This window comes from Rhodococcus sp. IEGM 1318, from assembly GCF_033142465.1.
GTDB classification, from domain to species: domain Bacteria; phylum Actinomycetota; class Actinomycetes; order Mycobacteriales; family Mycobacteriaceae; genus Rhodococcus_F; species Rhodococcus_F qingshengii_B.
In genome coordinates, this window is sequence record NZ_JAWLSC010000006.1 from 37,947 (window position 1) to 61,547 (window position 23,601).

Annotated in this window: 19 protein-coding genes and 1 tRNA gene; 9 read left to right on the forward strand and 11 right to left on the reverse strand. The window is 62.2% G+C overall.

Annotated features, from left to right (window positions below; genetic code table 11):
* Window positions 1-10: 10 nt before the first annotated feature.
* The 5 genes from R4P65_RS15455 to R4P65_RS15475 all read right to left on the reverse strand — a co-directional run bounded on the left by R4P65_RS15455 (window position 11) and on the right by R4P65_RS15475 (window position 3,690).
* Window positions 11-1,336 (reverse strand): WS/DGAT domain-containing protein, encoded by a 1,326-nt coding sequence (locus R4P65_RS15455; RefSeq protein WP_317827170.1) that lies wholly within the window; start codon window positions 1,334-1,336, stop codon window positions 11-13.
* Between the two features lie 32 nt (window positions 1,337-1,368).
* Window positions 1,369-1,860 carry an SRPBCC family protein gene (locus tag R4P65_RS15460; protein WP_317827171.1) on the reverse strand — a complete coding sequence of 164 codons (492 nt, stop codon included), beginning with the start codon at window positions 1,858-1,860 and terminating at the stop codon, window positions 1,369-1,371.
* Between the two features lie 75 nt (window positions 1,861-1,935).
* Window positions 1,936-2,301 carry a VOC family protein gene (locus R4P65_RS15465; protein ID WP_230814164.1) on the reverse strand — a complete coding sequence of 122 codons (366 nt, stop codon included), beginning with the start codon at window positions 2,299-2,301 and terminating at the stop codon, window positions 1,936-1,938.
* Complete coding sequence (locus R4P65_RS15470; RefSeq protein ID WP_230814165.1) at window positions 2,298-2,684, reverse strand: phage holin family protein; 387 nt, start codon at window positions 2,682-2,684, stop codon at window positions 2,298-2,300. The genes R4P65_RS15465 and R4P65_RS15470 overlap by 4 nt, the downstream gene beginning before the upstream one ends.
* A 40-nt stretch (window positions 2,685-2,724) precedes the next feature.
* Entirely contained in the window at window positions 2,725-3,690 is a 966-nt protein-coding gene (locus R4P65_RS15475) for an L-lactate dehydrogenase (RefSeq protein ID WP_230814166.1), read from the reverse strand.
* 107 nt (window positions 3,691-3,797) lie between these two features.
* Between R4P65_RS15475 and R4P65_RS15480 the strand changes: the two genes are divergently transcribed.
* A complete protein-coding gene (locus R4P65_RS15480) occupies window positions 3,798-4,667 on the forward strand; it encodes a PE-PPE domain-containing protein (protein ID WP_317827172.1) in 870 nt (289 codons plus the stop codon).
* Between the two features lie 62 nt (window positions 4,668-4,729).
* The gene (locus R4P65_RS15485) at window positions 4,730-5,827 is read left to right on the forward strand and encodes a glycerophosphodiester phosphodiesterase family protein (protein ID WP_317827173.1); all 1,098 of its coding nucleotides are present in this window, start codon (window positions 4,730-4,732) and stop codon (window positions 5,825-5,827) included.
* A 303-nt stretch (window positions 5,828-6,130) separates the two neighbouring features.
* Here the strand turns inward: R4P65_RS15485 and R4P65_RS15490 are convergent.
* Window positions 6,131-6,203, reverse strand: a tRNA-His gene (locus R4P65_RS15490).
* Window positions 6,204-6,391: 188 nt separating this feature from the next.
* Here R4P65_RS15490 and R4P65_RS15495 point away from each other — a divergent pair.
* Window positions 6,392-7,369 carry a pseudouridine synthase gene (locus R4P65_RS15495; RefSeq protein WP_317827174.1) on the forward strand — a complete coding sequence of 326 codons (978 nt, stop codon included), beginning with the start codon at window positions 6,392-6,394 and terminating at the stop codon, window positions 7,367-7,369.
* 614 nt (window positions 7,370-7,983) lie between these two features.
* Window positions 7,984-9,939 carry a hypothetical protein gene (locus R4P65_RS15500; protein WP_317827175.1) on the forward strand — a complete coding sequence of 652 codons (1,956 nt, stop codon included), beginning with the start codon at window positions 7,984-7,986 and terminating at the stop codon, window positions 9,937-9,939.
* A 716-nt stretch (window positions 9,940-10,655) separates the two neighbouring features.
* Here R4P65_RS15500 and ychF read toward each other — a convergent pair.
* Both ychF and R4P65_RS15510 read right to left on the reverse strand, forming a co-directional pair.
* Entirely contained in the window at window positions 10,656-11,735 is a 1,080-nt protein-coding gene (gene ychF, locus R4P65_RS15505; protein ID WP_030536245.1) for a redox-regulated ATPase YchF, read from the reverse strand.
* A gap of 70 nt (window positions 11,736-11,805) precedes the next feature.
* Window positions 11,806-12,255: a CD225/dispanin family protein gene (locus R4P65_RS15510; protein WP_317827176.1), complete on the reverse strand. Its 450-nt coding sequence runs from the start codon at window positions 12,253-12,255 to the stop codon at window positions 11,806-11,808.
* Window positions 12,256-12,344: 89 nt separating this feature from the next.
* Here R4P65_RS15510 and R4P65_RS15515 point away from each other — a divergent pair, with 89 nt between their 5' ends.
* The 3 genes from R4P65_RS15515 (at window position 12,345) to R4P65_RS15525 (ending at window position 16,526) form a co-directional block, all read left to right on the forward strand.
* Complete coding sequence (locus R4P65_RS15515) at window positions 12,345-13,922, forward strand: FMN-binding glutamate synthase family protein (RefSeq protein ID WP_317827410.1); 1,578 nt, start codon at window positions 12,345-12,347, stop codon at window positions 13,920-13,922.
* Window positions 13,923-14,034: 112 nt separating this feature from the next.
* Window positions 14,035-16,317 (forward strand): carbon starvation CstA family protein, encoded by a 2,283-nt coding sequence (locus R4P65_RS15520; protein WP_317827177.1) that lies wholly within the window; start codon window positions 14,035-14,037, stop codon window positions 16,315-16,317.
* A gap of 2 nt (window positions 16,318-16,319) precedes the next feature.
* Complete coding sequence (locus R4P65_RS15525; RefSeq protein WP_230814173.1) at window positions 16,320-16,526, forward strand: YbdD/YjiX family protein; 207 nt, start codon at window positions 16,320-16,322, stop codon at window positions 16,524-16,526.
* 6 nt (window positions 16,527-16,532) lie between these two features.
* Here R4P65_RS15525 and R4P65_RS15530 read toward each other — a convergent pair whose 3' ends face one another.
* Window positions 16,533-16,937 (reverse strand): hypothetical protein, encoded by a 405-nt coding sequence (locus tag R4P65_RS15530; protein ID WP_317827178.1) that lies wholly within the window; start codon window positions 16,935-16,937, stop codon window positions 16,533-16,535.
* Between the two features lie 152 nt (window positions 16,938-17,089).
* Between R4P65_RS15530 and R4P65_RS15535 the strand changes: the two genes are divergently transcribed.
* Complete coding sequence (locus tag R4P65_RS15535; protein ID WP_230814174.1) at window positions 17,090-18,283, forward strand: AI-2E family transporter; 1,194 nt, start codon at window positions 17,090-17,092, stop codon at window positions 18,281-18,283.
* On the opposite strand, the gene R4P65_RS15540 is transcribed toward R4P65_RS15535, so the two are convergent.
* Entirely contained in the window at window positions 18,284-21,262 is a 2,979-nt protein-coding gene (locus R4P65_RS15540) for an SMC family ATPase (RefSeq protein ID WP_317827179.1), read from the reverse strand. It abuts the gene before it with no gap.
* Window positions 21,259-22,434, reverse strand: coding sequence for an exonuclease SbcCD subunit D (locus tag R4P65_RS15545; RefSeq protein WP_317827180.1), 1,176 nt, complete (start codon window positions 22,432-22,434; stop codon window positions 21,259-21,261). The genes R4P65_RS15540 and R4P65_RS15545 overlap by 4 nt, the downstream gene beginning before the upstream one ends.
* Window positions 22,435-22,651: 217 nt before the next feature.
* On the opposite strand from R4P65_RS15545, the gene R4P65_RS15550 reads away from it, so the two are divergent.
* The gene (locus R4P65_RS15550; RefSeq protein ID WP_317827181.1) at window positions 22,652-23,590 is read left to right on the forward strand and encodes a DUF6542 domain-containing protein; all 939 of its coding nucleotides are present in this window, start codon (window positions 22,652-22,654) and stop codon (window positions 23,588-23,590) included.
* Window positions 23,591-23,601: the final 11 nt, after the last annotated feature.

The following is a 23,601-nucleotide window of genomic DNA, read 5'->3' on the forward strand; positions in this document are numbered from 1 at the left end:
CATCAGGCCGTCACGACAGCGCTTCGCGCACCTCGTCGATTGCGTCGTGCATCATCTGCCCGTACACATCGATGTCCGGAATCGAGGCCGGACTGCTGGTGATGCTGATCGTCACCGTGTCCCCGATCCCGTGTACGCCGTGGGTCAACGACATGACCGGCGACAAACTCGGGAAGCCCGCTGTGAACCGAACGACGCCGCCTCCGAGCACCAGATCCGCATCACCGCGCGCGACACTCGACACGACGGTATTTCCGGTGACCTCGTCGGGCACTGCCGTGAAATCGTATTGCTGCACGCCCCAACGGACGAGCGGTCCGGGAACCGCGTTCAGCGCGAGATCCGACGCTGCGCTGGATGAATGGGACGCACGTGCGCGACGCTCGTCCATCGACTCCTTGATCCGTTGGGCTCGCTCACGGAGGTCGTCGACATCCGGGAACAGTCCGACACCCGCATTGCGGAAGTGGTTGCGCGCCGTGGGTGTACCGGCCTTGGCAATGGTCACCTCAGCTCCCAATTCGGGCGGTACCGAGCCGTCTCGTTCGGTGAGGTAGTTCGCCATCGCTACCGAGATGGCCGTCATCGCTCCGACTGTGACGGACACGCCGCCGCGGAAATCTGCACTGTCCCGCACGACCATGCGGACCAGTCGGTGAGGTCCGGGTGGGACGTTGGAGCGCACCTTGGGACGGCTCGCCGCTTGCGGCGCAACAACTCCCGATTCGGTGTCCGCCTGCAGGCGCAACTGTGCTTTGTGCCCCGCCCGGCCGTCGCGGAACAGCGAGACAAGCTGACCTGGCAGACGCAGGGCCGCGCGGCCCAGTATTTCGGCTGATCCGCTGCGTCGCTCGTCCATCTTCTGTGGTGTGGGAGGTTGCGGCGAGAACAGCAAGCGAGCAATTGCCGACGCCCGTTTGCCGTCTGCCAAGGAATGTGCGACCTGCAGAACTGCGATCAGCGCCGGGCCGCTACAGCGCGGCACGCCGGTGACGCCGTGAAACAGGTGCAGCGCCCACGGCGACTCGCGCGGGTCGACGTGGTTCGCGAGTAGTTTCTCGATTCCCTGAATGCACGAGAGCCACGAGTTTTCGGGCAGCTCATGCACTCTCACCAACGAGGAATCGACCGGCATGGGCTCCCAGACCGGATAGTCGAGGTGCCACGGTGATTCGCGAATCCGAACATTAAGATCCGGAATGAGCGACGCTCTTTCCACCACCGCGCGTCGTAGCTCGTCCATGGACTGGCTCTGCCCGTCGAAGCAGTAGAGCAGCAGCTGATCGTTGGGGATCTTCTCCGAAATCCAGAAGGTTTGGGCGTCGGTGGGCGTCATCCGTAACACCGGGAGACGGTACCACCGGCTTGTCAGCTCTTTTCTGCAACAGCTTTCAGCTGAGACAGGCCCTTCTCGAAATCCTTACCGACGAGCTTGTCCATGCTGAAGATGAAACCGAAGATCTTGAAGAACAGATTCTTCTTCCCGGTCATCTTCCACGTCACCTGAACTTCACCGGCATTCGGCGAGACACCGTTCGGCGAGATGAGAAAGGTGGTGACGTTCTGCGCCTTGAACGGCTTGAGGAAAGCCAGGTCCAGAACTACGCGTTCATTCGGGACGGATTCGGTGATCACCATCGAACCAGATCCCGCCTTCTTGTTTCCCGCCCAGGCATACGAAGCCCCGACGCCCGCGTCAGGACCCGCGTACGTGCGCTGCATCGCCGGGTCGAGACCTTCCCATGGCGACCACTGAGTCCACTGATGGAAATCGTTGATCAACGCAAAGACGACCGGTGCTTCTGCCTTGACGATCGTCGTACGTTCTACCAGGAATTCGTCGGAATTCTGCGAAGCCATCGTCGATCTCCAATTCTCGGGCGTGACAAGTGTTCGGAATTATCCACGGTCGACGAGATCGGGGCGAGTCGACACTCAGTCCCGCAGGCACAGGCAGAAATAGTGACCGACCGGGTCGCGGTAGACGCGGAAAGTCTGATGCTCCGGGATGCCGGTCACCCGCTGCGCACCCAGGCTGATCACCCAGGCTTCCGCAGGGTCGAGAGAAGCCACAAGCAGATCCAGATGGATCCCGACGCCGGAGGTCGGCCAGTCCACCGGAACAAAATCCGGAGCGAGCTGAAACGCGAGCCGCTCCCCGCCGGGTCCTTCGATCACGTGCCAATCATCCTCGTCGCGAACACTTTTCCAGTCGAGGACCTGGACGTAGAAGTTGGCCAATGCAGCCGGATCGGGGCAGTCCAGGACTGTGTAGTCCATACCGATGTTCGGGCGCGTCACTGTGCCTTCTTCTCCTGAACTTTCTTACGCACGAACAACAACGGAAGAACCAGCGTCGCAACGGCGGTTACCAGCCACACGACGACGGTTCCCAGAATCCACGTCGAGACACCGGAGATCGACAGATTGGAGAAGAGGGACGCCACCAACAGAGCGACAAACGTCGACACCAATCCGATTCCGCCGAGAAATGCCGGTGCATGTCGCTTTGCCACCGTCGCGATGAACGGCGCCAGGACCGACTGCGCAATCGCAAAGATCACGACGGCAACGATGAATCCGGATGTAGGCGCCGAGAAGCCCGAAAAAATCAACGACGCAACAAGAAGCCCGACAGCGGCAGAACCCAGGAAGATCGCGGCGCGAATCAGGAAGCTGATCATTTTTTGATCCTATATGTCGGATATCGAGGACAACAGATATTCACAATCCCAGAGATTGCTGCACCTCTTGCAATGTACGGGCGGAAGATCGGAGCCCCGAAGCCTCCTTTTCGGAGAGCGGTACTTCGAGGACTCGACCGGCACCTTCGCGACCGACCATCGTGGGCAGTGACAGGCAAACGTGCTCGAGTCCGTGGACGCCGGTCTGCAAAGTCGATACCGGCAGCACCCGTTGTTCGTCCCGCAACACGACTTCCACGATGAACGCGCTCGACAATCCGATGGCGAGGTTGGTGGCACCTTTTCCTTCGATGATCTCGTAAGCACTCTCGACCACCGACTTCGCGACATTCGCGCGTAGGTCGAGGCCGAGGACACCGCCCGACGGTCCCACGAACGAGGTTGCCGGCACTCCACCGATGGTCGCGCTCGACCAGAGCGGAATCTCGGAGTCCCCGTGCTCGCCGACGATGAAGGCGTGGACGTTTTCGACCGCGACTCCGAGTTCGGTGGCCATCAGGAATCGCAATCGGGCCGTGTCCAGCACCGTTCCCGATCCGAAGATTCGGCCGCCGTACGACGGTCCCGCGGCCTGGATCGCTGCGTAGGTCGCCACATCGACCGGGTTGGTGACGAAGAGAAGAACCGCGTCCGGCGACACCGCCAACAGTTGTTCGGTCAGTGTCTGCGCGATTTTGACGTTCACCGCGGCAAGTTCGAGACGCGACTGACCGGGATGCTGTTTGGCGCCTGCGGTGACGACGACCAAGTCGGAGCCCGCGGTGACCGAGATGTCGTCACCTCCCTCGACGGTGCACGGCGGTGTGAACTGGGTGCCGTGGTTGAGATCGAGAACTTCGGCCCGGACCTTTGCGCTGTTGGTGTCGTAGAGAGCGAGCGCGTCGGCTGATCCGCGTATCAGGCACGCATACGCAATTGCAGTGCCGACGCTTCCCGCCCCGACCACGGACACTTTTCGCCTGGATGACCGATTCGGCGTCGTCATGGGTAAATAGTGCTCGCTCCATAACGATTTCGCAGCACAACGGATTGCCAGTCTCTTCTCAGGGTTTGGATGCCGACCTCTCAGAATCGACGTGGATGATCGCTGACATGGCTGAGGTAACCGTTCTTGCAGTTGGCGGCACCGGCGAATCCCACGTCGGCGACAACGGCGCCCGCGTGCTCGGACTCCTCAGCGCCGTCACCGACGAACTCGACAGTCGATTCGATTCTCGCTGGGTCGCTTATCCTGCGTCGTACGGCCCGGTCGCCGACGGCGGCCTGAGCTTTCGGCACAGCACCTCGATGGGTGTGAAGGCCCTCTCGACCGCAATCGCAGAGATAGACGGCCCAGTCATGCTGATCGGATACTCACAGGGATGCACCGTGATCCGCGCGGCTCTTCCGACATTGACTTCTCCGACGACTTCTCCGGCGCTGAACGGCGCCAACATCATCGGAGTCGGACTGATCTCCGATCCACAACAACCGACCGGCGTCATCGAAGGTTGCGAGGGACACGGAGTTGCCGGCGACGGACCCGAAGTCCAGCCGTGGATTCCGGTCAAGTGGATCGGGCACCCACAGGACATGATCTGTAATGCCAGCGACGACAGCTACATTCGCGACATCGCAGACTTGACGCGCTGGATGTCCTTCTCGCAGGCGCGCGTGTGGGCACGAAAGGTGTGGGAACTACTTCGTAGCAATGCCTTCCAGAACGCGCAGAAGACTCGTTTCAGCCCCAAGCAGTGGCGTACCGATCTACGACGCATTCGCACCGCGTTCCTCGAAGTACTCGGTTATCTGCCGACGAAGTTGAACCTGAACCGCTTTCAGCTGAAGAACCCTCGCGGCGGTAGGCACATCAGCTACGCGATCGAACCTCTCGACGCCAGTGGGCTGACCGGGTGTGAGCTTCTGGCGTCGTGGATGAAGGTCCAAGCGAGCGGCGTCGGGCAGCGCATTCACGCGGCCTGACCTTTACCGTTAGTTTACCTAACGAACCCCGGCGAGCCATTCGACGCCTCTACGTTCCTTGCATGCAACTGAGCAGAATATTGTCGTGCGCCGCCGTGACCGTCGCGCTCCCCCTCGCCGCGCTGGCGACCCCCGCCGACGCATCGCCAAGCGGCAGTCTCGACTGGTCCGGTTCGTTCGGTAGTTCAGCGCCCCAGCCGGTTTCGACGTTCGACGTCCAAGCCCACCGCGGCGGACTCGGCCTGTACACGGAGAGCAGCCTGGCCGCGTTCGCCAATGCCCTCGAAATGGGCGTCACCACACTGGAACTCGATACCCAGATCACCGAAGACGGGATCGCTGTCGTCACGCACGATCGTAAGATCTCGAACAAGAAATGCCTCGATACCGAGCCGGCAACTACCGGCGACCCGGAGTTCCCGTTCGTCGGCAAATTCGTCAACACGCTGAGCCTGCAACAGATCAAGACCATGGACTGCGGCACCCTCCCCCTTGCCGGATACCCTGAGCAGCAAAATGTTCCGGGAGCGACAATGCAGTCGCTCGAAGAAGTGCTCGCTCTGGTGAAGTCGTACAACGCACCCGGAATCAAGCTCAACATCGAGACCAAGGTGGAAGCGGGAGCACCTCACGAGACCGCCCCGCGTGAGCAGTTCGTCTCTGTAGTCCTCGACACGATCCGGGCAGCAGGAATGTTGGACAGCGTCACCATTCAGAGCTTCGACTGGGGCTCACTCATGCTCACCCGTCAACTCGCACCGAGTGTCCCCGTCGTTGCGCTCACCAACGGCGACTTTCTCCAGGTAGGCAAGGACGGAGCATCACCGTGGCTCGGCGGCCTGGACATCGATGATTTCGGTGGCGACGGCATCGCGGCGGTAGCAACCTTTGGTGCCTCCGCCTACTCTCCTGTCCAAGGAACTCCGCAGGGCGGAAAGGTCGGGGATCCCGGTTTCACCCTCTATCCGACAGCCGACATGATCGCGAGCGCACATGCGCGTGGCATGGAGGTCATCCCGTGGACGGTCGATGATCCCGCCACCATGCACGCCCTGATCAACCTCGGTGTCGACGGGATCATCACCGACTACCCCGATCGTCTCCGAGCCGTTCTGGCCGAGCGAGGCATGCCGCTACCTGCGCCTGCGGTCAAGAAGTAGCCTGCGGCCCACTCCGAAGCAGGTACCTGAACAGGTACTACGGCCGATGTCCGCGGGGTCCTGCCGGACGCATCCTGGACAGGTACTTGCTCGGGTGATCGGAGGTGAATTCTGATGATGTCTTTGAAGGATCAGTTGGACAACTGCGAATACCTGCTTGCCGACGCGGAAATGGCGGGTGACTGGAATGCTGTTCGGCGATTCAGGGAATACCGACTGAGGCTGGTTCGGCAACTGTGCAGGCAAAGGGCTTCCGGTCTCTGCGTCTAGGGCGCGGCCATTCCCTCCTGAGCTGAACCCGAGTCCCTCTGGGCGGTTACGATCCGCCGTCGCCCGAGTCACAGTCGGGTGCTCTCACCAATTGAGCTACAGAAGGTATGGACCGCAGCGCTTTTCGACTGCGGTCTTTGTTTCCCGAACCATACGGACCCGCCTGTCGTCCGCGCTACTCATTTTCGACCCGACGGTCTCTGAGCGGCCGCCGCTCCGAGTTGGTCCCCGCGTCCCCGCAGGGACGTCTCCGACAAGGCCACACCGAATCACCGCTGACCAGCAGTCGATGGGATGATGACCTGCGTGTCCATGTCCCCACCGCTGCCCGTCAAGAACGGGGTTGGCCCGACGCGCCTACGCATCCCGCTCTCTGGGCCGTGGGCGACAATCGCTGAGTACGTGGTGGCCAAGTTCGACCATCTGGACGCCGAAAACCTGTATCGGCGGTTCGACGACGGCGAGTTCGTGGGTATCGACGGCCAGTCGATCTGCCGGAGCACAGAACTCAGCGCGCACCGGTTCGTCTGGTACTACCGTGAGTTGCCGGCGGAGGACCCGGTGCCGTTCCACGAGGAGATCTTGCACGTGGACGACGACCTCGTCGTCATCGACAAACCACATTTTCTCCCGACCACCCCCAGCGGGCGCTATCTCCGCGAGTCGGCGCTTGTCCGACTACGGGTCCGCCTCGACAACCCAGATCTGACCCCGATCCATCGGCTCGACCGCGGCACCGCCGGCGTGGTGATGTTCTCGGCCCGCCCCGCGACGCGCGGCGCGTACCAGTCACTGTTCGAGAAGCGGCAGGTCACGAAGGTCTACGAGGCAGTGTCGGCGCGACCGCCCCGGTGGGACCAGGATGCATCGGGGTTCGCCGAATCCGACGGTCCCCTCGTGTACCGCAACCACATCGAAGCTCGGCGCGGCGAGTTGCGGGTCCTCGTCGACGACAGCCGTGAACCTAACTCCGAGACCATGATCGAGGCGCGAGAGACGGGCGTGAGCGCCTCCGGACGTACAGTGCTGCACACGGTTCTACGTCCGCGGTCCGGACGGATGCACCAGTTGCGGGTGCATTTGGCGGCTCTCGGCGCCGGGATCCTGGGCGACCGCCGATACCCCGACCTGCTTCCCGACGCCCCGGACGATCATTCCCTCCCACTCCAATTGCTCGCGAGGAAACTCGAATTCACCGATCCGCGGTCGGGGAGGCCGCGGCGGTTTGTGACACGTCGGACGCTCAGCGAGATGCCCGTGTCTGACTGCTGAGCGCCCGCCTGCCGTCGGTGTCCTCAGGCACCTGGAGACCGTCACTGGCCTGGCATCAGGCGAAGTCACGGTGGTGGACCGGCGGCGACCACACCGTCCTCGTGAAGGACGCTGGGAGATCCCCGCGACGGCCGGACTGCTCGAGATTCTCTCGGAGCATGCGGGGCGATCATCGCCCCTATTAGTCAAACGGCGTGGTTGTTCCTGGTGTGAACGTGCACCTCGGCCTCCCGACGCAGACGGCAAACCCCGCAGAGCCGCAGAACCCGCGGAGCCGCAGAACCGCGGATGACTTGTTCCGGACTACGCGGGTACTGCTGCGGACGGACGATGAATAGGCCGCTGACCGGTGTCCTTAAATATTGAAGCGGAAGGCCACCACGTTCCGGCACACATAAGCATCTGCCGGCGACGAATCACGGGGACGCGGCTCATGAGGCACTCAAGGGATGATCAGTTCGACGCCGGCGCACACGGAGAAGTCTTTGTTGTTGCGGGAAGTGCACGCAACCCGAGCGGTCTTGATCGGGCCAGCCTTCGCAAGCCCTGTTCTGTCGCACCAACCCGCCATAATGACGTTGTTCGGGCTGCGCGAGGTGAAGTGAGGTCAGCAGGTGAGCGAAGTGGACGCAACCGCACGTCGGGTTCGGTTCTATGGCGTACATGACGTGGCAGCAGGTTGGCACGTCCCGCGCGTCGCAGAGCTTGCTGAGGGGTTCGACCCTAAGAGTGTCCCCACGAGCACTGAGGACATGCTTGAGCTCCACAACGTTCAGCAGTATCTCGAACATGGTTTCTTGCCGAACGCCTACTCCGAGGAACAGCGCAACCAAGCTAAGGCACTGATTCCTCAGATCCACAGTGCGGTGGCGCGGTACTTTTCGTCGGTCGACAACACGAACTTCGCAGCCACGGTGGCTGGTGTCGGCCACGACTATCACGGGGATCTTCTGCACTTGCTCGGCCGGAACAAGGCCTTCGAACGTTGCGACAGTGCGACGGTCCTTCCCGCGCTCTCCGCGGCAGGTGTGCGTCTAGGGGAATTGCTCGCGAGCAAGAAGCTTGTGCAGGCCTATGACGCCGAGATACGGGATGAGTTGCGTGCTTCCTCTCGTGGTGCTGAGCATTTGGTTCGAAAGTACCTGCAGGACGACGTGAAAGGAGAGATACATCTTCCACCGAGCTTCACTCAAGTCGACGCTCGCGAACTGCTGGAGGGTTACGTCGACAGCGAGGACGCTAACCCCAACTACGTTGGGCTGATTGCGACTGCCAAGGAGTGTTCTCTGTCCGGAATCGACGCCAAGCTCAAGCTGCGTGCGAAGCGACGCTCCGACGAGATAAGCGCGAACTTCTTCAACGAGAACCAGGGCTTCAAGACTGGATGTGAGGTGGGCATCTCCGAAACCCAAGATGATCCGGTTGTGTTCGAATTGGACACCTCGGAGGAGTTGGTCTACCGGTACATATACAGCGGTCGGTGGCTGGAAGAAAGCAGCGACAACCCCGGTATCCTCAACAACTTTCTGCACCTCTTCGAGTTCGCTGACCTTCAAGCGCTGCTGCTCCTTCCGTCCTACCCGGCGTATTTAGGCGTCATGGAACGGTTCATGGGGACCACAGGAAAGAACGAGTACAAGATCGGCGCAGCCTTTCGAGCCATCGACATGAGCACCCTGCTCCAGACGCGCCTCTACCACTGCTTCCTAGAGTCGAAGGACATCGACCTGGAGCAGGTCATCTCTTGGTTCTTCGAGGAGTACCTCGTTAAGGAATTCGGCGCCTCAAACTTCTCATTCACCCCGTCAGACAGGGGGTCGTCATACCTCCAGAAGGTGAGGCACCTTTTCGCCGAGATGGAAAGCGTCGCAAATCAATTCACCCTGTTCGCCAGAGACGGCGAACTCGACCGCGATCTGCTCGCCATGGGATCTGAGCAGGTCAAATACAAGGAGATACCAAGCCTCCTCGACGGTAAGTACGTCTGCTCATCCGAAAGTGAGGAAATTGCTGGCATCCTCCACCACCTGTTCTCCGACCAATCGAGGCTCCACTACATCAATGACTCCCTGAACGCGGACAACGCAGCAACGCTTCTTCTGGAGAACCAGATCGCGTACGACGACTTCGAGGACTACCAGAAGCCAACCGTCGACCACCTGATCAAACTGGGAGTTCTTGAAGACACTGGAGCGCGAGTTCAGCTCGCGAACTCGGAGCAGTACCTCATCCTCAAATCACTGTTCGCCACTCAAGCAGCTAGCTACTATCACCTCTCAGATGCCGGGCGGGCGACGGCGGACGACATGGTGACGAAGGGCTGGACAACGCGCTCCTCCTCGTTGCTGACAGATGCGGAAGGGAAGTACTTCAACTACTTCCTCAACGGGGTGGACTTCAGCAACGGACCTCAGCTGCGAAACAAGTACCTTCACGGGGCACAAGCCGGTATGGATGGCGACGATGCACACTTCAGGACTTACATCACCGCGCTACGACTGACCGTGGCACTGGTCATCAAGATAAACGACGACTTCTGTCTCGCAGCGCCCGAGGATGACAATGGCTAAGGATCACTGCTCTCACGTCCTAGCTCTGCGTACATTCGCATGGCTTCGCAATGTCGCAGCAGGCAACGAGGTGGGAGCTAGCAGCAAAGCCGAACCGCATGATCTCCCAGACCTTGTGCCCTGCGTTCCAACTATCTGGACCCCTGGAACGAATTAGATACCCCGCGAAAGTCAGTCCCTAGCGCGCCAACGATTCTAGCCACGTCCGCTGCGGGCGCTGCGCGATGGAAGTGAATACTCCCGGCAGCGCTTTCGCGACTCGGAGCCTGCGAGTGCGAAGAGCCCAAGCACCCGCTCGGAGATCAGAAGTACGCTGGCTGGCAGACCCCGTCAGCCCGAGCCTGTGTAGATGGCGCGAAAGGACTGACTACGCGGAGCTTTCGTCTCTTTCGCTCCCCACGAATTCGACGGTGAGAGATGCGAACTCACGCGCGGAGGAGTCGATGCCTCGGAAGTAGTCGACATTCTTACGGGCGCCGCTTCGTCGACGCTCGCGAAGAGAAAGTTCAGGAACAGAAACCTGCTCCGTGGGTGAGGACCAGAGCGGCCTCGTATCGCTGCCACAGGGGCCACGCCACCAAGGCAGCACCTCAGACCAATGAAGCACTAGATCGCCTTCGCCTGAAAGCTCGGGTGAGACGCCGCAGGGCAATTGTGCAGCCGCGAGGACAGTTCTCCCTGCGGCTGCACAATTGCCCTGCGACAGTACGGCGGATTTAGACGTTGAAGCGGAACTCCACCACATCGCCGTCGGCCATGACGTATTCCTTGCCCTCCATGCGGACCTTGCCGGCAGCCTTGGCCGCGGCCATGGAACCCGCCTCGACGAGGTCGTCGAAGGACACGATTTCAGCCTTGATGAAGCCGCGCTCGAAGTCGGTGTGAATGACGCCGGCAGCCTGGGGCGCGGTGTCACCCTTGTGGATGGTCCAGGCGCGAGCTTCCTTCGGACCAGCCGTCAGGTAGGTCTGCAGTCCGAGGGTGTGGAAGCCGGTGCGAGCGAGGGCATGGAGGCCGGGCTCGGTCTGACCGATCGAGTCGAGCATTTCCTGGCGGTCTTCCTCGTCCAGTTCGAGGAGTTCCTGCTCGACCTTCGCATCGAGGAACACGGCGTCGGCCGGAGCGACGGATGCGCGCAGTTCCGCGACCTTCGCCTCATCGGTGAGCACCGACTCGTCGGCGTTGAAGACGTATAGAAAAGGCTTGGTGGTGAGCAGGCTCAGCTCACGAAGCAACGAGAAGTCGAGCTTGTCCTTGACGCTGAAGAGCGTCGTGCCCTCGTTGAGGAAGGCCTGAGCCTTGAGTGCCTCGTCGTGGGCCGGCTTGAGCTCCTTGTTCTTGCGAGCTTCCTTGTCCAAACGCGGGAGAGCCTTCTCGAGAGTCTGCATGTCGGCGATCACGAGCTCGGTCTCGATGACCTCGATATCGGAGGCCGGGTCGACCTTGCCGTCGACGTGAATAACGTCGTCGTCGGCGAAAACGCGCACTACCTGGCAGATAGCATCAGCTTCACGGATATTGGCCAGGAACTTGTTACCAAGGCCTGCGCCCTCGGATGCACCCTTGACGATGCCGGCGATGTCGACGAACGACACGGTCGCGGGGAGGATGCGCTCGGAGCCGAAGATCTCGGCGAGCTTCTGCAGCCGCGGATCGGGCAGCTCGACCAGGCCGACGTTGGGTTCGATGGTCGCGAACGGGTAGTTCGCTGCCAACACGTCGTTGTTGGTCAGTGCATTGAAAAGGGTGGACTTGCCGACGTTGGGCAGTCCGACGATTCCGAGGGTAAGGCTCACGGTCTGTGGATTCTACGGCCTCGCGGCGACGTGACGGGTACTCGCCCCACCGTCACGTCGCGGCAGGTGATCAGTTGTAGGTATACGAATCGACGGACGACACGATCGCAACCAGGAAGATGACGTAGAACGCGATGAACAGCACCCAGCAGATAACGGCTATGAGGAGCGAGATCTGACCGAGCTTCTTCACCCGCTCGGACGCGTACTGCGCGCCCTGGTGATCGCCCATAGCCCACTTCGGGTAGATGTCGTGGAGATGGTTGAACGCGGCGAACGCGATAGGCCAGAAGAACAGGATCGACGCGACGGCCCATCCCGCGTTGGACTTCGGCGGACCGTAATGGGGCGCCGCGTACGTGGGAGCAGCGCTGTACTGCTGGGCCGCGCTGTACTGCTGACCGGCCGGGTACTGCTGTCCGGCCGAATACTGCGGGTCAGTCGGGTACTGCTGGCCCGTCGGATACTGCTGCTCCTTCGGATCCTGCGGGTCGGTCGGATACTGCGGTTCGGTCATCATTCCCCCAAAGAGTCGGATTCGGTTCTCTATCGCAGAACCTAGTGGAGACTTACCGCTGCCGTGTCACAGTGAGCGCCTACGCTCTCGAGGTGACTCGGATGCTGATTGTGCTCTTGATATGGATAGTGGGTCTCTGCACCGCCGCTCTCGCGATTGTGGTCTCGCCCGGATGGTGGGTGATCGCGGTCGTCACTCTCGCGCTGGCGGCGATGGGCACCTACGACCTCACACAGAAGTCCCACAGCATCCTCCGTAACTATCCGGTCCTCGGGCACGCCCGATTCCTCCTCGAGAAGATTCGACCTGAGATCCAGCAGTACTTCGTCGAATCATCCACCGATGGAATGCCATTCGATCGCGAAACGCGAGATCTGGTCTACGAGCGTGCCAAGGGAACACTGGCAGAAGAGCCCTTCGGGACCGAGCGCGACGTCAATGCGATCGGATACGAGTTCATGACGCATTCGATTCGCGCACGGACCGCCCCCGACACCGTTCCGCGAGTTCGCCTCGGCGGACGCGATTGCACGATGCCGTACGACATCGCTCTCCTGAACGTCTCCGCGATGAGCTTCGGATCGTTGTCCGCCAACGCAATCGAGGCCCTCAACGCCGGCGCCGCCAAAGGCGGTTTCGCCCACGACACCGGCGAAGGTGCGATCAGTCCGTATCACCGCAAACACGGTGGCGATCTGATCTGGGAAATCGCTTCGGGATACTTCGGATGCCGGACCGAGGACGGCCGATTCGATCCTGACCGTTTTGCCGAGCGCGCCGGCTCCGACCAGGTGAAGGCCATTTCGATCAAGCTCTCGCAAGGTGCGAAACCCGGGTTGGGTGGCGTGCTTCCCGGAGTCAAGGTCTCCCCCGAAATCGCCGAAACCCGAGGGGTACCCGTCGGCCAGACTGTGATCTCGCCACCCGCGCACACCGCGTTCAGCACCCCGGTCGAACTGGTCGATTTCATCGCCACACTGCGAAAACTGTCGGGAGGCAAGCCGGTCGGGATGAAACTGTGCGTCGGCTCGCGTCGTGAATTCCTCGGAATCTGCAAAGCGATGATCGAACGCGGCATCACGCCCGACTTCATCATCGTCGACGGTTCCGAAGGCGGCACCGGCGCAGGTCCGGTGGAGTTCGAGGACCACATGGGCATGCCGTTGACCGAAGGCCTGATGCTCGTGCACAACGCCTTGGTGGGAACTGGTCTGCGCCCTCTCGTGAAAGTCGGCGCCTCCGGAAAGGTGGCGAGCGGTTCCGACATCGTCAAACGCATCATCCAGGGCGCAGACTTCACGATGGCGGCCCGCGCAATGATGTTCGCAGTGGGCTGCATTCAGGCCCAGATGTGCCACACCAACCGCTGCCCGGTCGGCGTTGCCACTCAGGATCCGGCACGTACCCGCGCGCTCGACATCCCCGACAAGAGCGAGCGCGTCTACCGCTTCCAGAAGGCAACTGTCGCCAGCGCGCAACAGATGATCGCGTCGATGGGCATCGATTCCTTCGACCAACTGCAACCGGGAATGCTCAACCGCCGCGTCGACGGTCTCACCACCCGAACCTATGCCGACCTGTTCGACTGGCTGATGCCGGGAGAACTGCTCGAATCCCCGCCGCAAAGCTGGCTCACCGATTGGATCGACGCCGACGCTCACCGATTCTGACGCCGGTCGACTCCCGCGCCTCAGATCGCGCGGATTCGCCCTGCTGGTCCTACAGTGACAGATGGTCCGCTGTGACGGCGGCCACACGTGCACTAGTGGACGGAGTTCGACGATGAGCTTGACGACTGCGCCGGAACCAAATGTCGAGTACCTGAAAACCGATCCCGACCTGCCACCTGTCGGTGTTATCGACAAAACACCCATTTCCACGACTGCGCGCGTCGTCTTCCTCGTTCTCGGACTGGTCGGCGCGGGCGCCTGGTACATGATCGCGATTGTCCGCAGTGAGCACATCAGTGCCGTGTGGTTCGTGTTGGCCGCAATTTGTACCTATCTGATTGCCTACCGTTTCTATGCGCGGTTGATCGAACGCAAGATCGTCAAACCCCGCGACGACGTGGCCACTCCCGCCGAGATCATGGAGAACGGCGCCGACTACATGCCGACCGATCGTCGGGTGCTGTTCGGTCACCACTTCGCGGCAATCGCCGGTGCCGGTCCACTGGTCGGGCCTGTCTTGGCCGCGCAGATGGGATATCTGCCGGGAACGATCTGGATCATCGTCGGCGTGGTGTTCGCCGGGGCGGTGCAGGACTTCATGGTCCTGTGGATCTCGTCCAAGCGCCGCGGGCGCAGCCTCGGTCAGATGGCCCGCGAAGAACTCGGCCTCGTCGGCGGCGTCGCCGCGTTGATCGGCGTGTTCGTCATCATGATCATCCTCATCGCAGTGCTCGGGCTCGTCGTCGTCAATGCCCTCGCAGAATCCCCGTGGGGTGTGTTCTCGATCGCGATGACCATCCCCATCGCCCTGTTCATGGGCGTGTACCTACGGTATCTACGGCCGGGCAAGGTCTCCGAGGTCTCCCTGATCGGCGTCGTCCTCCTCCTGCTGGCCATCGTCTCCGGTGGATGGGTTGCCGATACCGGTTGGGGCGCAGACTGGTTCACGCTCTCCAAGGTCACCATCGCGTGGCTGATGATCGCGTACGGGTTCGCCGCCTCGGTGCTGCCGGTGTGGCTGCTCCTGGCGCCGCGTGACTATCTGTCGACGTTCATGAAGGTCGGCACCATCGCGCTGCTGGCCATCGGAATTCTGGTCGCACGACCCGCGCTGAACATGCCTGCAGTGACGCCGTTCGCCTCCAACGGCGAAGGCCCGGCCTTTGCCGGTTCACTGTTCCCGTTCCTGTTCATCACCATTGCCTGTGGCGCGCTCTCGGGCTTCCACGCGCTGATCGCATCCGGTACGACGCCGAAACTGCTCGAGAAGGAAAGCCAGACCAAGATGATCGGGTACGGCGGCATGCTGACCGAATCGTTTGTCGCGATCATGGCTCTGGTCACCGCCTGCATCCTCGATCAGCACCTGTACTTCGCACTCAACGCTCCCGCGGCGCTGACCGGTGGAACACCGGAAACGGCAGCCGAATACGTCAACAATCTGCCCCTCGGCACTGCCCCCATCACACCGGACGTGCTGAGTCAGGCAGCCGAGGCCGTCGGCGAAGAATCGATTATCTCGAGAACCGGCGGTGCCCCGACGCTCGCGTTTGGCATGTCCGAAGTGCTCAGCGACGTGTTCGGCGGTGACTCGCTGAAATCGTTCTGGTACCACTTCGCGATCATGTTCGAGGCGCTCTTCATCCTCACCACGATCGACGCCGGCACCCGCGTCGCTCGATTCATGCTCTCGGACTCGCTCGGCAACTTCGGCGGTCCGGCAAAGAAGTTCAAGGACCCGTCCTGGCGCATCGGTGCTTGGCTGTGCTCGTTGATCGTCGTCGCCGCCTGGGGTGCAATCTTGCTCATGGGTGTCACCGATCCACTCGGCGGAATCAACACGCTCTTCCCGCTCTTCGGCATCGCCAACCAGTTACTGGCCGCGATTGCCCTGACGGTGGTCATGACGATCGTCATGAAGAAGGGCCTGTTCAAATGGGCGTGGATCCCCGGCGTGCCGCTGGTGTGGGACCTGGTCGTGACCATGACCGCGTCGTACCAGAAGATCTTCTCCGACAACCCCGCGATCGGTTACTGGGCTCAGCACAACGTGTTCAAAGATGCGAAGGCCGCAGGCGAGACGGCGCACGGTTCCGCAAAGACTCCGGAGGCCATCGACGCCGTCATCCGCAACACCTTCATCCAGGGCACGCTGTCGATCATCTTTGCCTCACTGGTGATTGTCGTCGTCATCGCCGGGATCACCGTGTGTGTCAAGGCAATCCGAGCCGGCGGCCTGCCGACCACCGAGTCCCCCGAAGAACCGTCGAAGATCTTCGGTCCCGCAAGCTTCATTCCGACGCCCGCCGAGAAGGAAATCCAGAAGGAATGGGACGAGCTGATCAAAGCCGGGAAGGTCCGCGCGCCCGGAGCCGCGCACGGAGGTGGGCACTGACCATGACTGCGACCATGACGGCAAAACTCACCACAGCGTTCCGCGGAACGCTGTGGTGGGTTCGCTCGGTGATGGGTGATCTCGACTATCAGCGCTACGTCGAGCACACCCGACGCCACCACGCCGACTCACCGGTGATCAGCGAACGAGAGTTCTGGCGACGCCGACACGCAGCAGCCGACGCCAACCCAGGCGCACGCTGCTGCTGAATCCGATCAGGGGCAGGTGGCCTTCGCGAGTTCGTAAATGTGGCCAGCCTGCTCGTCGGTGGGCTTGTTGCCGTTGTTCTCGGCCAGGTCGGTGATCTTGGTCTTGACCTCCGCCTCGTCCGTGCCGTTGGCGACCTCGGTGCACGTGGTCGTCAAGATCTCCTCGATGTCTGCGTCTTCGCGGTTTTCCGCCAACGGTGCGTAAGCCCCTCGGAAAGTGGCGACGAACAGCGCCGTCTTGCCCTGATCGATGGCGTTGCCCGCGGACTGTTTGGCTGTCTCGAGCGCCTGTTGCCCGCTCGTGACTGCCTCGCTGATCTTGTTCTGTGCGTTGTCCTGATCCTCGGTGCTACACGCGGTGAGCCCGAGAACGACGATTGCTGCTGCCCCGACTGCTGCTGCGATTCTCATGACGGAAATGTTAGTCCGAGCGGCATGCTTCAAAACACAGTATTGCAGCGCAACACACGAGTTATCGCATGCAGTCGTTACGATCAGCTCAGCTAGATCACCGGATTCTCACATCGGCGAGGAGATCCCTGCGCCGACGGAAAGGACGATCAGTGAGCGAGCAAGACAAGGGGACGTCCGTAGGGGTGCGAAAGCGCGACCGCGGCGAGATCATCGGGCAAGGGGGTATGTGGCTCGCGAAGTGGTCGTTGGTGTTGGCGTCGATTTCGCTGGGCGCCTGGATTTTCGGTTGGCTGATCGAAAAGCTCTGGGTCATCGTCCTGCCGGTGGCTCTGGCTATCGTTGTCGCGACAGTCATGTGGCCACCGACCCGCGGCATGATCAAGCGCGGTATGCCACCGGCCGCGGCAGCCGGCATCACCCTGGTGCTCTCGATCGGAATCTTGGCCGGTGTGATCGCAGGCATCGTTCCGTCAGTGGTCAGCCAGGCCCCCGAGCTCGCGAACAAGACCACAGAGGGCATCAACCAGGTTCAGGACTGGCTCCAGGGTCCGCCGCTGAACCTGAAGGACGACCAGATCGACAACGCTGTCCACGCCGTCATCACCAAGGTGCAGGAAAGTGGAACCGCTATCGCTTCGGGCGTTTTCAGCGGTGTGAGCACGGCAAGCTCGTTGTTGGTCACGCTCGGTTTGGTCCTGATTCTCGCGTTCTTCTTCATCAAGGACGGACCGAGGTTCATCCCGTGGCTGCACGCTGTCGGCGGCGGCCGCGCCGGTCGGCATCTCGAAGAGGTCCTCACCCGCATGTGGGACACGCTCGGTGGATTCATCAGGACTCAAGCACTGGTGAGCCTGATCGACGCGGTCTTCATCGGCGCCGGATTGCTGATCCTCGGGGTCCCGCTGGCACCGGTGCTGGCAATTCTCACGTTCATCGGTGGCTTCATCCCGATCGTCGGCGCGTTTGTCGCCGGCGCCCTGGCCGTGTTGGTTGCGCTGGTGGCCAACGGTCTCACCACCGCCATCATCGTGCTGATCATCATCCTGGCCGTTCAGCAGATCGAAGGAAACGTCCTTCAGCCTGTGCTGCAGAGCAAGTCGATGAAACTCCACGCCGTCATCGTGCTGCTTGCCGTTGCCGCCGGTAGCTCGCTGTACGGCATCGTCGGTGCCTTCCTCGCAGTGCCCGTCGCCGCTGTGGCAGCAGTTGTCATCCGGTACATCGGAGAGCAGATCGACGAACGCGCAAGCGACAACGAGCCGATGCCCGCCGGCGATGCGTCGGACATCCTCGAGGATCAAGACGACGACGCCGAGTCAGAGGTAGAGAACAAGAAGGCCTGATCAGCCCGCGATCACCTTCACCGAGGAGCCTGCACGTCCGCGAATGACGTGCAGGCGACTCGGGATTCGCTGCCTCATCTCGTCCACGTGACTGACGATGCCCACCACTCGTCCTCCGTCGCGAAGCTCGTCCAACACAGCCATCACCGAGTCGAGGGTGTCGGCGTCGAGCGTGCCGAATCCTTCGTCGATGAACATCGTGTCGAGAACGATTCCACCCGACTCCGCCGCAACCACATCGGCGAGTCCGAGCGCCAAAGACAATGACGCCAAGAACGATTCACCACCGGAGAGCGTCTTCGCCGAGCGAACGACACCCGTGAAGTCGTCCCGGATGTCGAGCCCCAGACCGCCGCGGCGACCCCGAGAACCTGCCTCGTCACTGTGCACGAACTCGTACCGTCCCCCGGACATCCGCTGCAGCCGAACCGATGCCGACACGGCGATCTCTTCCAACCGCGACGCGAGTACGTAGGCGCGCAGCGACATCTTGCGACTGTTCTGACCTTTGCCGGCGATCACGTCGGCAAGCGCCGCGAGTTCGTCGTGCAGTTCCCGCTCAGGTGCAACCGCCTCGTATGCCTTCTCGAGTTGTCCGCTGAACCGTTCGAGATCCGACACACGGTTCTCGGCCAGGGATGCGGCTGCAACAGCCGAGTTCACCACCTCGGCGCACTGAAGAGCGCGCTCACGAGGACCGTCGACGTCGACTGTCTCGATTTCGCCCACCGCAACGACGTCGGGGTCGTCGAGGACCGTCCGAGCGGCCACCTCGAGGTCACGCGCCTTGGCGAGTTCCGTTTCGATTGCGGCGATTCGTGCAGGCGATCTCACCCCTTCGATCGCAGCCTCGACCGAATCGAATCCGGCAGCGGCCGCCGCAGCGGCCAGTTTGGTCGACAGTTCCGCCGATCGCGCCTGCGCACGAACGGCCTCGTCACGCATCTCAGACGCCGCCGTGGCAGCGGAGGCAAGCCTTTCGAACCGCGAGCGCCGAGCAGCGATGGTCGAATCTTCTCCCACCGCAGCGACGATCGCCGCTCGAATCTGCTCGACCATGGCCGACAGTGTCGTCATACGCTCGGTCAGTGCCGCCAATTCGGCAGTCAGAGAAGCCGATTCCTGTTGCAGCTCGCCGTCACGCTCGTTGAGGTGCGCGAGCCTGTCGGCCAACACTCCAACCTGACCGGCAGAGTGTGTCGCCTCGTCGACGGCGCTCTGAGCCGCCGCGCGGAGCCTGTCGAGTTCTTCGACGTCTCCATCCCCGCCGCGGGCGATCACCCGGTCGATGTCACGGTCGACGGCTACCTGGCGGTCGACTACCTTGCTCAGGGCTTTCTCGGCCCCACGCTCGGCTGCGGACGCGGCTTCCAGATCCGGCTCGGTGACCGTGACGACATCCGACTGCGCCAGCGCAGGGTGTTCACGCGAACCACACACCTGGCATGCGTCACCGGGCGCGAGTGAACTCGCCAACTCCGCCGCCATGCCCTCGATACGCTTCTGCACAAGATCGAGCCAGCGCCCGCGAGCACTCTGATGGGCATCGCGCGCATCCAATACCTGCACACGAATCATCTCGGATTGCGCACGCAGAGAGACGATTTCATGGGCCGCTGCCGCAGCATCCGACGCTCCTACGAGTGCCGCCTGGAGGCCGGGCAGAGTGGCATGCGCGCGTTGCGCGTCGTCCAATCTTTGGCCGGCCGCGCGTACCAGTTCTGGCAGTTCGGTGCGTTCAACCGCGATGACAGCGATGCGCTCGGACAGGGCGTCTCGCCGAACTCCGAGTTTCTCGATCTCGGCTTCCGCCGCATCGGCTTTGCGAGCGTCCTCCGCCATCGCGTCGAGACGAACGATTTCGTCACGCCATGTCCGGATCTGAGCTACGACGCGTTGACGCGCATCGTCGGTGGGTGGCCACACTTCCGGCTCGAAAATCTCCGGCCCGCCCGTTGCCGAGTAGGTCGACATCGCGGTGTTCATCGATTCGAGCGATGCGGCAAGACCCACGCGGGCCGTCTCTACATCGTCGGCGACAGCGGCTACCGGCACAGCCCGCTTGGCGGTCGCGAGTTCGGCGCCGATCGCAAATCGGTGCGCGGCGCCCGTATTGAATGCTGCGAGTTCAGCGGTCGCACGATTGCGGCGAGCTAGCAACTCTGCGGTTCGCTGCGCTGCCGTGAACACCCGATTAGCCTCGGCTGCTGCATCTTTGGCGGTCACCAGCTCGGCGAGACTTGCGTCGCGGGTGTCTTGAGCCTCGGCCAGAAGTTTGCGCGACCATTCCAGTGGGTGCGCTTCGGCTCCAACCTCGAGTCCCGCCGCGGTCTCGACCTTGGCAAGCAGCAGTCGCACGGACTGCTCCCTGGCCGCGAGCGCGGTGGCACTTGCCTTTCGCTTGGCGTCGAACCATGCCTCGACGGAGACAAAACGCTTGGTGTCGAACAGACGCTCGAGCAGTTTGCCTCGCTCGTCGCTTTCGGCACGCAGGAATTTGGCGAACTCACCCTGCGGCAATAGCACCACCTGGAAGAACTGATCAGCGCTCATGCCCATGAGGCGGTTGATCTCGTCACCGATGTCAGGGATGCGCGAAAGATTCTCGCCGCGCCCGTCCAACCACGTCAGTGTGGCCTTGGCATTCTCGGTAATCGAACCGGTCCCGCGCTTCTTCGGACGCGAATACTCCGGACTGCGAACAAGTTTGATTCTGCGACCATTGATGGTCGCTTCGAGTTCCACGCACGGCACCGAACCGGCCGGCGCGTGATCGGACAGCAATCGCTTGCCCTCGTTGCGTGCACCCGGAACCCGCCCGTACAGGGCGAACGCAACCGCGTCGAGGATCGTAGTCTTGCCTGCCCCGGTGTCACCGTGCAGAAGGAACAGCCCGTCTGCACCCAAACGGTCGAAGTCGACCTCGACCGTGTCGGCAAATGGTCCGAAAGAGCTGACTTGGAGTTTGTGCAGTCTCACGCGGTTTCACTCAGTTCTACCGTGGACTCCTCGGCGCGCGCGGCAGCGCTGAGTGCTTCGGCCATCATCGCGGCTTCCCGCTCGGACGGGTCACTACGCACTGCAGAGACGAAGCCGCGGGCGATCTCCATGTCGGTTCGACCCCGAACCGCGTCGCGGTACTTGAGATCCGATTGTCCTTCCGGCCTTTGCCATTCGAGATGAACGGCAAACGGGAAACGGGCCTGAAGTTGTCTCATGGCATCGACGGGACGGACCGGGTCGGTGAGCAATGCGGAGACATAGCACTGCTCAGAATCGGCATATTTCGACTCGGTGAGAAGCTCCTCGAGCGTTCCAGCCACCTGGCTCAGCCCCCGAATCACCGGGAGATCGAGGCGCTGCACCGACGACAAGCCGGCTGCGTCGAGCTCGATCAGGAGCGCGGCCTTACGGTGGCTGCGCTCACCGAACGAATACGGCAACGGTGAACCCGAGTATCGAACACTCTCCGAGAGCATCTGCGGAGAATGCAGGTGTCCGAGGGCGACGTAGTCGACGCCGTCGAACTCGCCCACTGCGACGGTTTCCACTCCGCCGACCGAAATGGAGCGTTCCGATTCAGAGGCCTCACCGCCCACGACGAAGGCATGGGCGAGCAATACCGATCGAGTCGACGGGTCGGCAGCCGTTCGCTCGGCGAGATCTCGCCGAACACGTGACATGGCCGCTCCGAGGATGTCGGAATGGGTACGAGCCCGGGGCACGTCCAACTCGACGCGCGTGATCTCCGGCTCGAGATATGGAATCCCGTAAAACGCGACCGGCCCGAATTGATCGCTCAGCATCACCGGAGTACCGATCTGGCCGACGCGGGTGATCAAGTGCAATCCGCCGGCAGCGGCGAAGGATGCCCCGGCCCCGAGCCGCACCGCGGAATCGTGGTTGCCGGACGTGGCAACGATGACCGCTCCGGCAGCCCGGATCGCCTCGAAGCCTCGATTGCACACCGTGACCGCGTCGGAACTGGGAATGGAGCGGTCGTAGATGTCACCGGGCACGACCACGACGTCGACGCCGTGTTCGCGGACGGAATCCGCGATGGAACCGAGCACACTCGCCTGATCGGCCAACAGATCGACGCCGTGAAAGGTGCGACCTATGTGCCAGTCGGAGGTGTGCAGAATCTTCATGAATCCGACGGTAGAGCAGCCCACCGACACCGCGGATCTCCCACGCTGACGGCTTCGGCGGTGTGCCCCAACCCACGAGCGTCCGGTGACCCTCCACACAATCCGTCCGGTTCGTTTGACGAAGAACCCGAAACCATCGCGCCATCGCGCCGATAAATGCGCCAGCCACGACCCGCACAAACACGGCCGACAACGCAAGAACCGCTAATGTCGTTATGTGTCTGCAACCCAACGTGCTCGCTCCGGGGTACCGCTGGACAAGCGATCGCTCATCGTGACCGTCCCCGGCCTGCCCTGGTGGGGAGTGATCCTGCTTGCTGCCGGCGTCACCGCCGTCGGCGTACTGATCGATGCCACCGGAGGTGGCGGCGAGCTCACAGCGGTGTTCTCGACGTTCTACTTCCTGGGCTGTCTCTTTGCCGTGGTTGCCGCTTCGAACAAGGCTTTGTTCACCGCAATGGCCCAACCGCCTCTGCTGCTCTTCGCTGCGGTGCCGATCGGGCACACGCTCATCGGTAAGGACAACAGCACCGCATTGCGCGACATCGCGATCAACATCGCGTACCCGTTGGTCAACCGCTTTCCGATCATGTTGGCCGCAACCGTGGTCGTGCTGATCATCGGAGGCTTCCGATACTTCCTGCTCAATCAGCGCCCCACAGGGCCTGTGCGCTCGACCCGCTCCCGCCGTTCGGCAACGTCAGCGTCTGCCACTCGAGACCCCGCGCCCGAGACCGGGCGTCGTCGCCGAGTGACCGAGGCACCCGTCTCCGAGCCCCCTCGTCGCCGTCCCCCCGAGGTGGACGAACAGTCCGCTTACCGAAGCACCCCCAGGCGCGAGCCGATCCAGGACGAGCGCCCGCTGCCGCCTCGGAGAAGCCCACTGCCACCCAGGGTCGATCGCACGCACCAACCGCCCACGCGTCGCCCTCAGCCGGACAGCAGACCGACAGCAGACGACGACTACCCGTCGTACGGTCGCCGCCGGGCGCCCGAGCCCACTCCGTCGCCCAGGCGTGAGGAGCGGATGGAGCCCTTCTTCGCTTCGGGTGACGACGTATCGCCGCCGCTGCCCCCTCGCCGCCGCCCACCTGGAGTCGATCTTCCGGCGTATCCGCCGCCGAGAGTTCGGTATCGCGATCGCGACGAGCCCTGACAGACGAGCCC

Coding starts and splice junctions, on each gene's coding strand:
- R4P65_RS15455 (WP_317827170.1), bottom strand. CDS start 1,336: ATGACGCCCACCGACGCCCAAACCTTCTGGATTTCGGAGAAGATCCCC.
- R4P65_RS15460 (WP_317827171.1), bottom strand. CDS start 1,860: ATGGCTTCGCAGAATTCCGACGAATTCCTGGTAGAACGTACGACGATC.
- R4P65_RS15470 (WP_230814165.1), bottom strand. CDS start 2,684: ATGATCAGCTTCCTGATTCGCGCCGCGATCTTCCTGGGTTCTGCCGCT.
- R4P65_RS15475 (WP_230814166.1), bottom strand. CDS start 3,690: ATGACGACGCCGAATCGGTCATCCAGGCGAAAAGTGTCCGTGGTCGGG.
- R4P65_RS15480 (WP_317827172.1), top strand. CDS start 3,798: ATGGCTGAGGTAACCGTTCTTGCAGTTGGCGGCACCGGCGAATCCCAC.
- R4P65_RS15485 (WP_317827173.1), top strand. CDS start 4,730: ATGCAACTGAGCAGAATATTGTCGTGCGCCGCCGTGACCGTCGCGCTC.
- R4P65_RS15495 (WP_317827174.1), top strand. CDS start 6,392: ATGATGACCTGCGTGTCCATGTCCCCACCGCTGCCCGTCAAGAACGGG.
- R4P65_RS15510 (WP_317827176.1), bottom strand. CDS start 12,255: ATGATGACCGAACCGCAGTATCCGACCGACCCGCAGGATCCGAAGGAG.
- R4P65_RS15520 (WP_317827177.1), top strand. CDS start 14,035: ATGAGCTTGACGACTGCGCCGGAACCAAATGTCGAGTACCTGAAAACC.
- R4P65_RS15525 (WP_230814173.1), top strand. CDS start 16,320: ATGACTGCGACCATGACGGCAAAACTCACCACAGCGTTCCGCGGAACG.
- R4P65_RS15530 (WP_317827178.1), bottom strand. CDS start 16,937: ATGAGAATCGCAGCAGCAGTCGGGGCAGCAGCAATCGTCGTTCTCGGG.
- R4P65_RS15545 (WP_317827180.1), bottom strand. CDS start 22,434: ATGAAGATTCTGCACACCTCCGACTGGCACATAGGTCGCACCTTTCAC.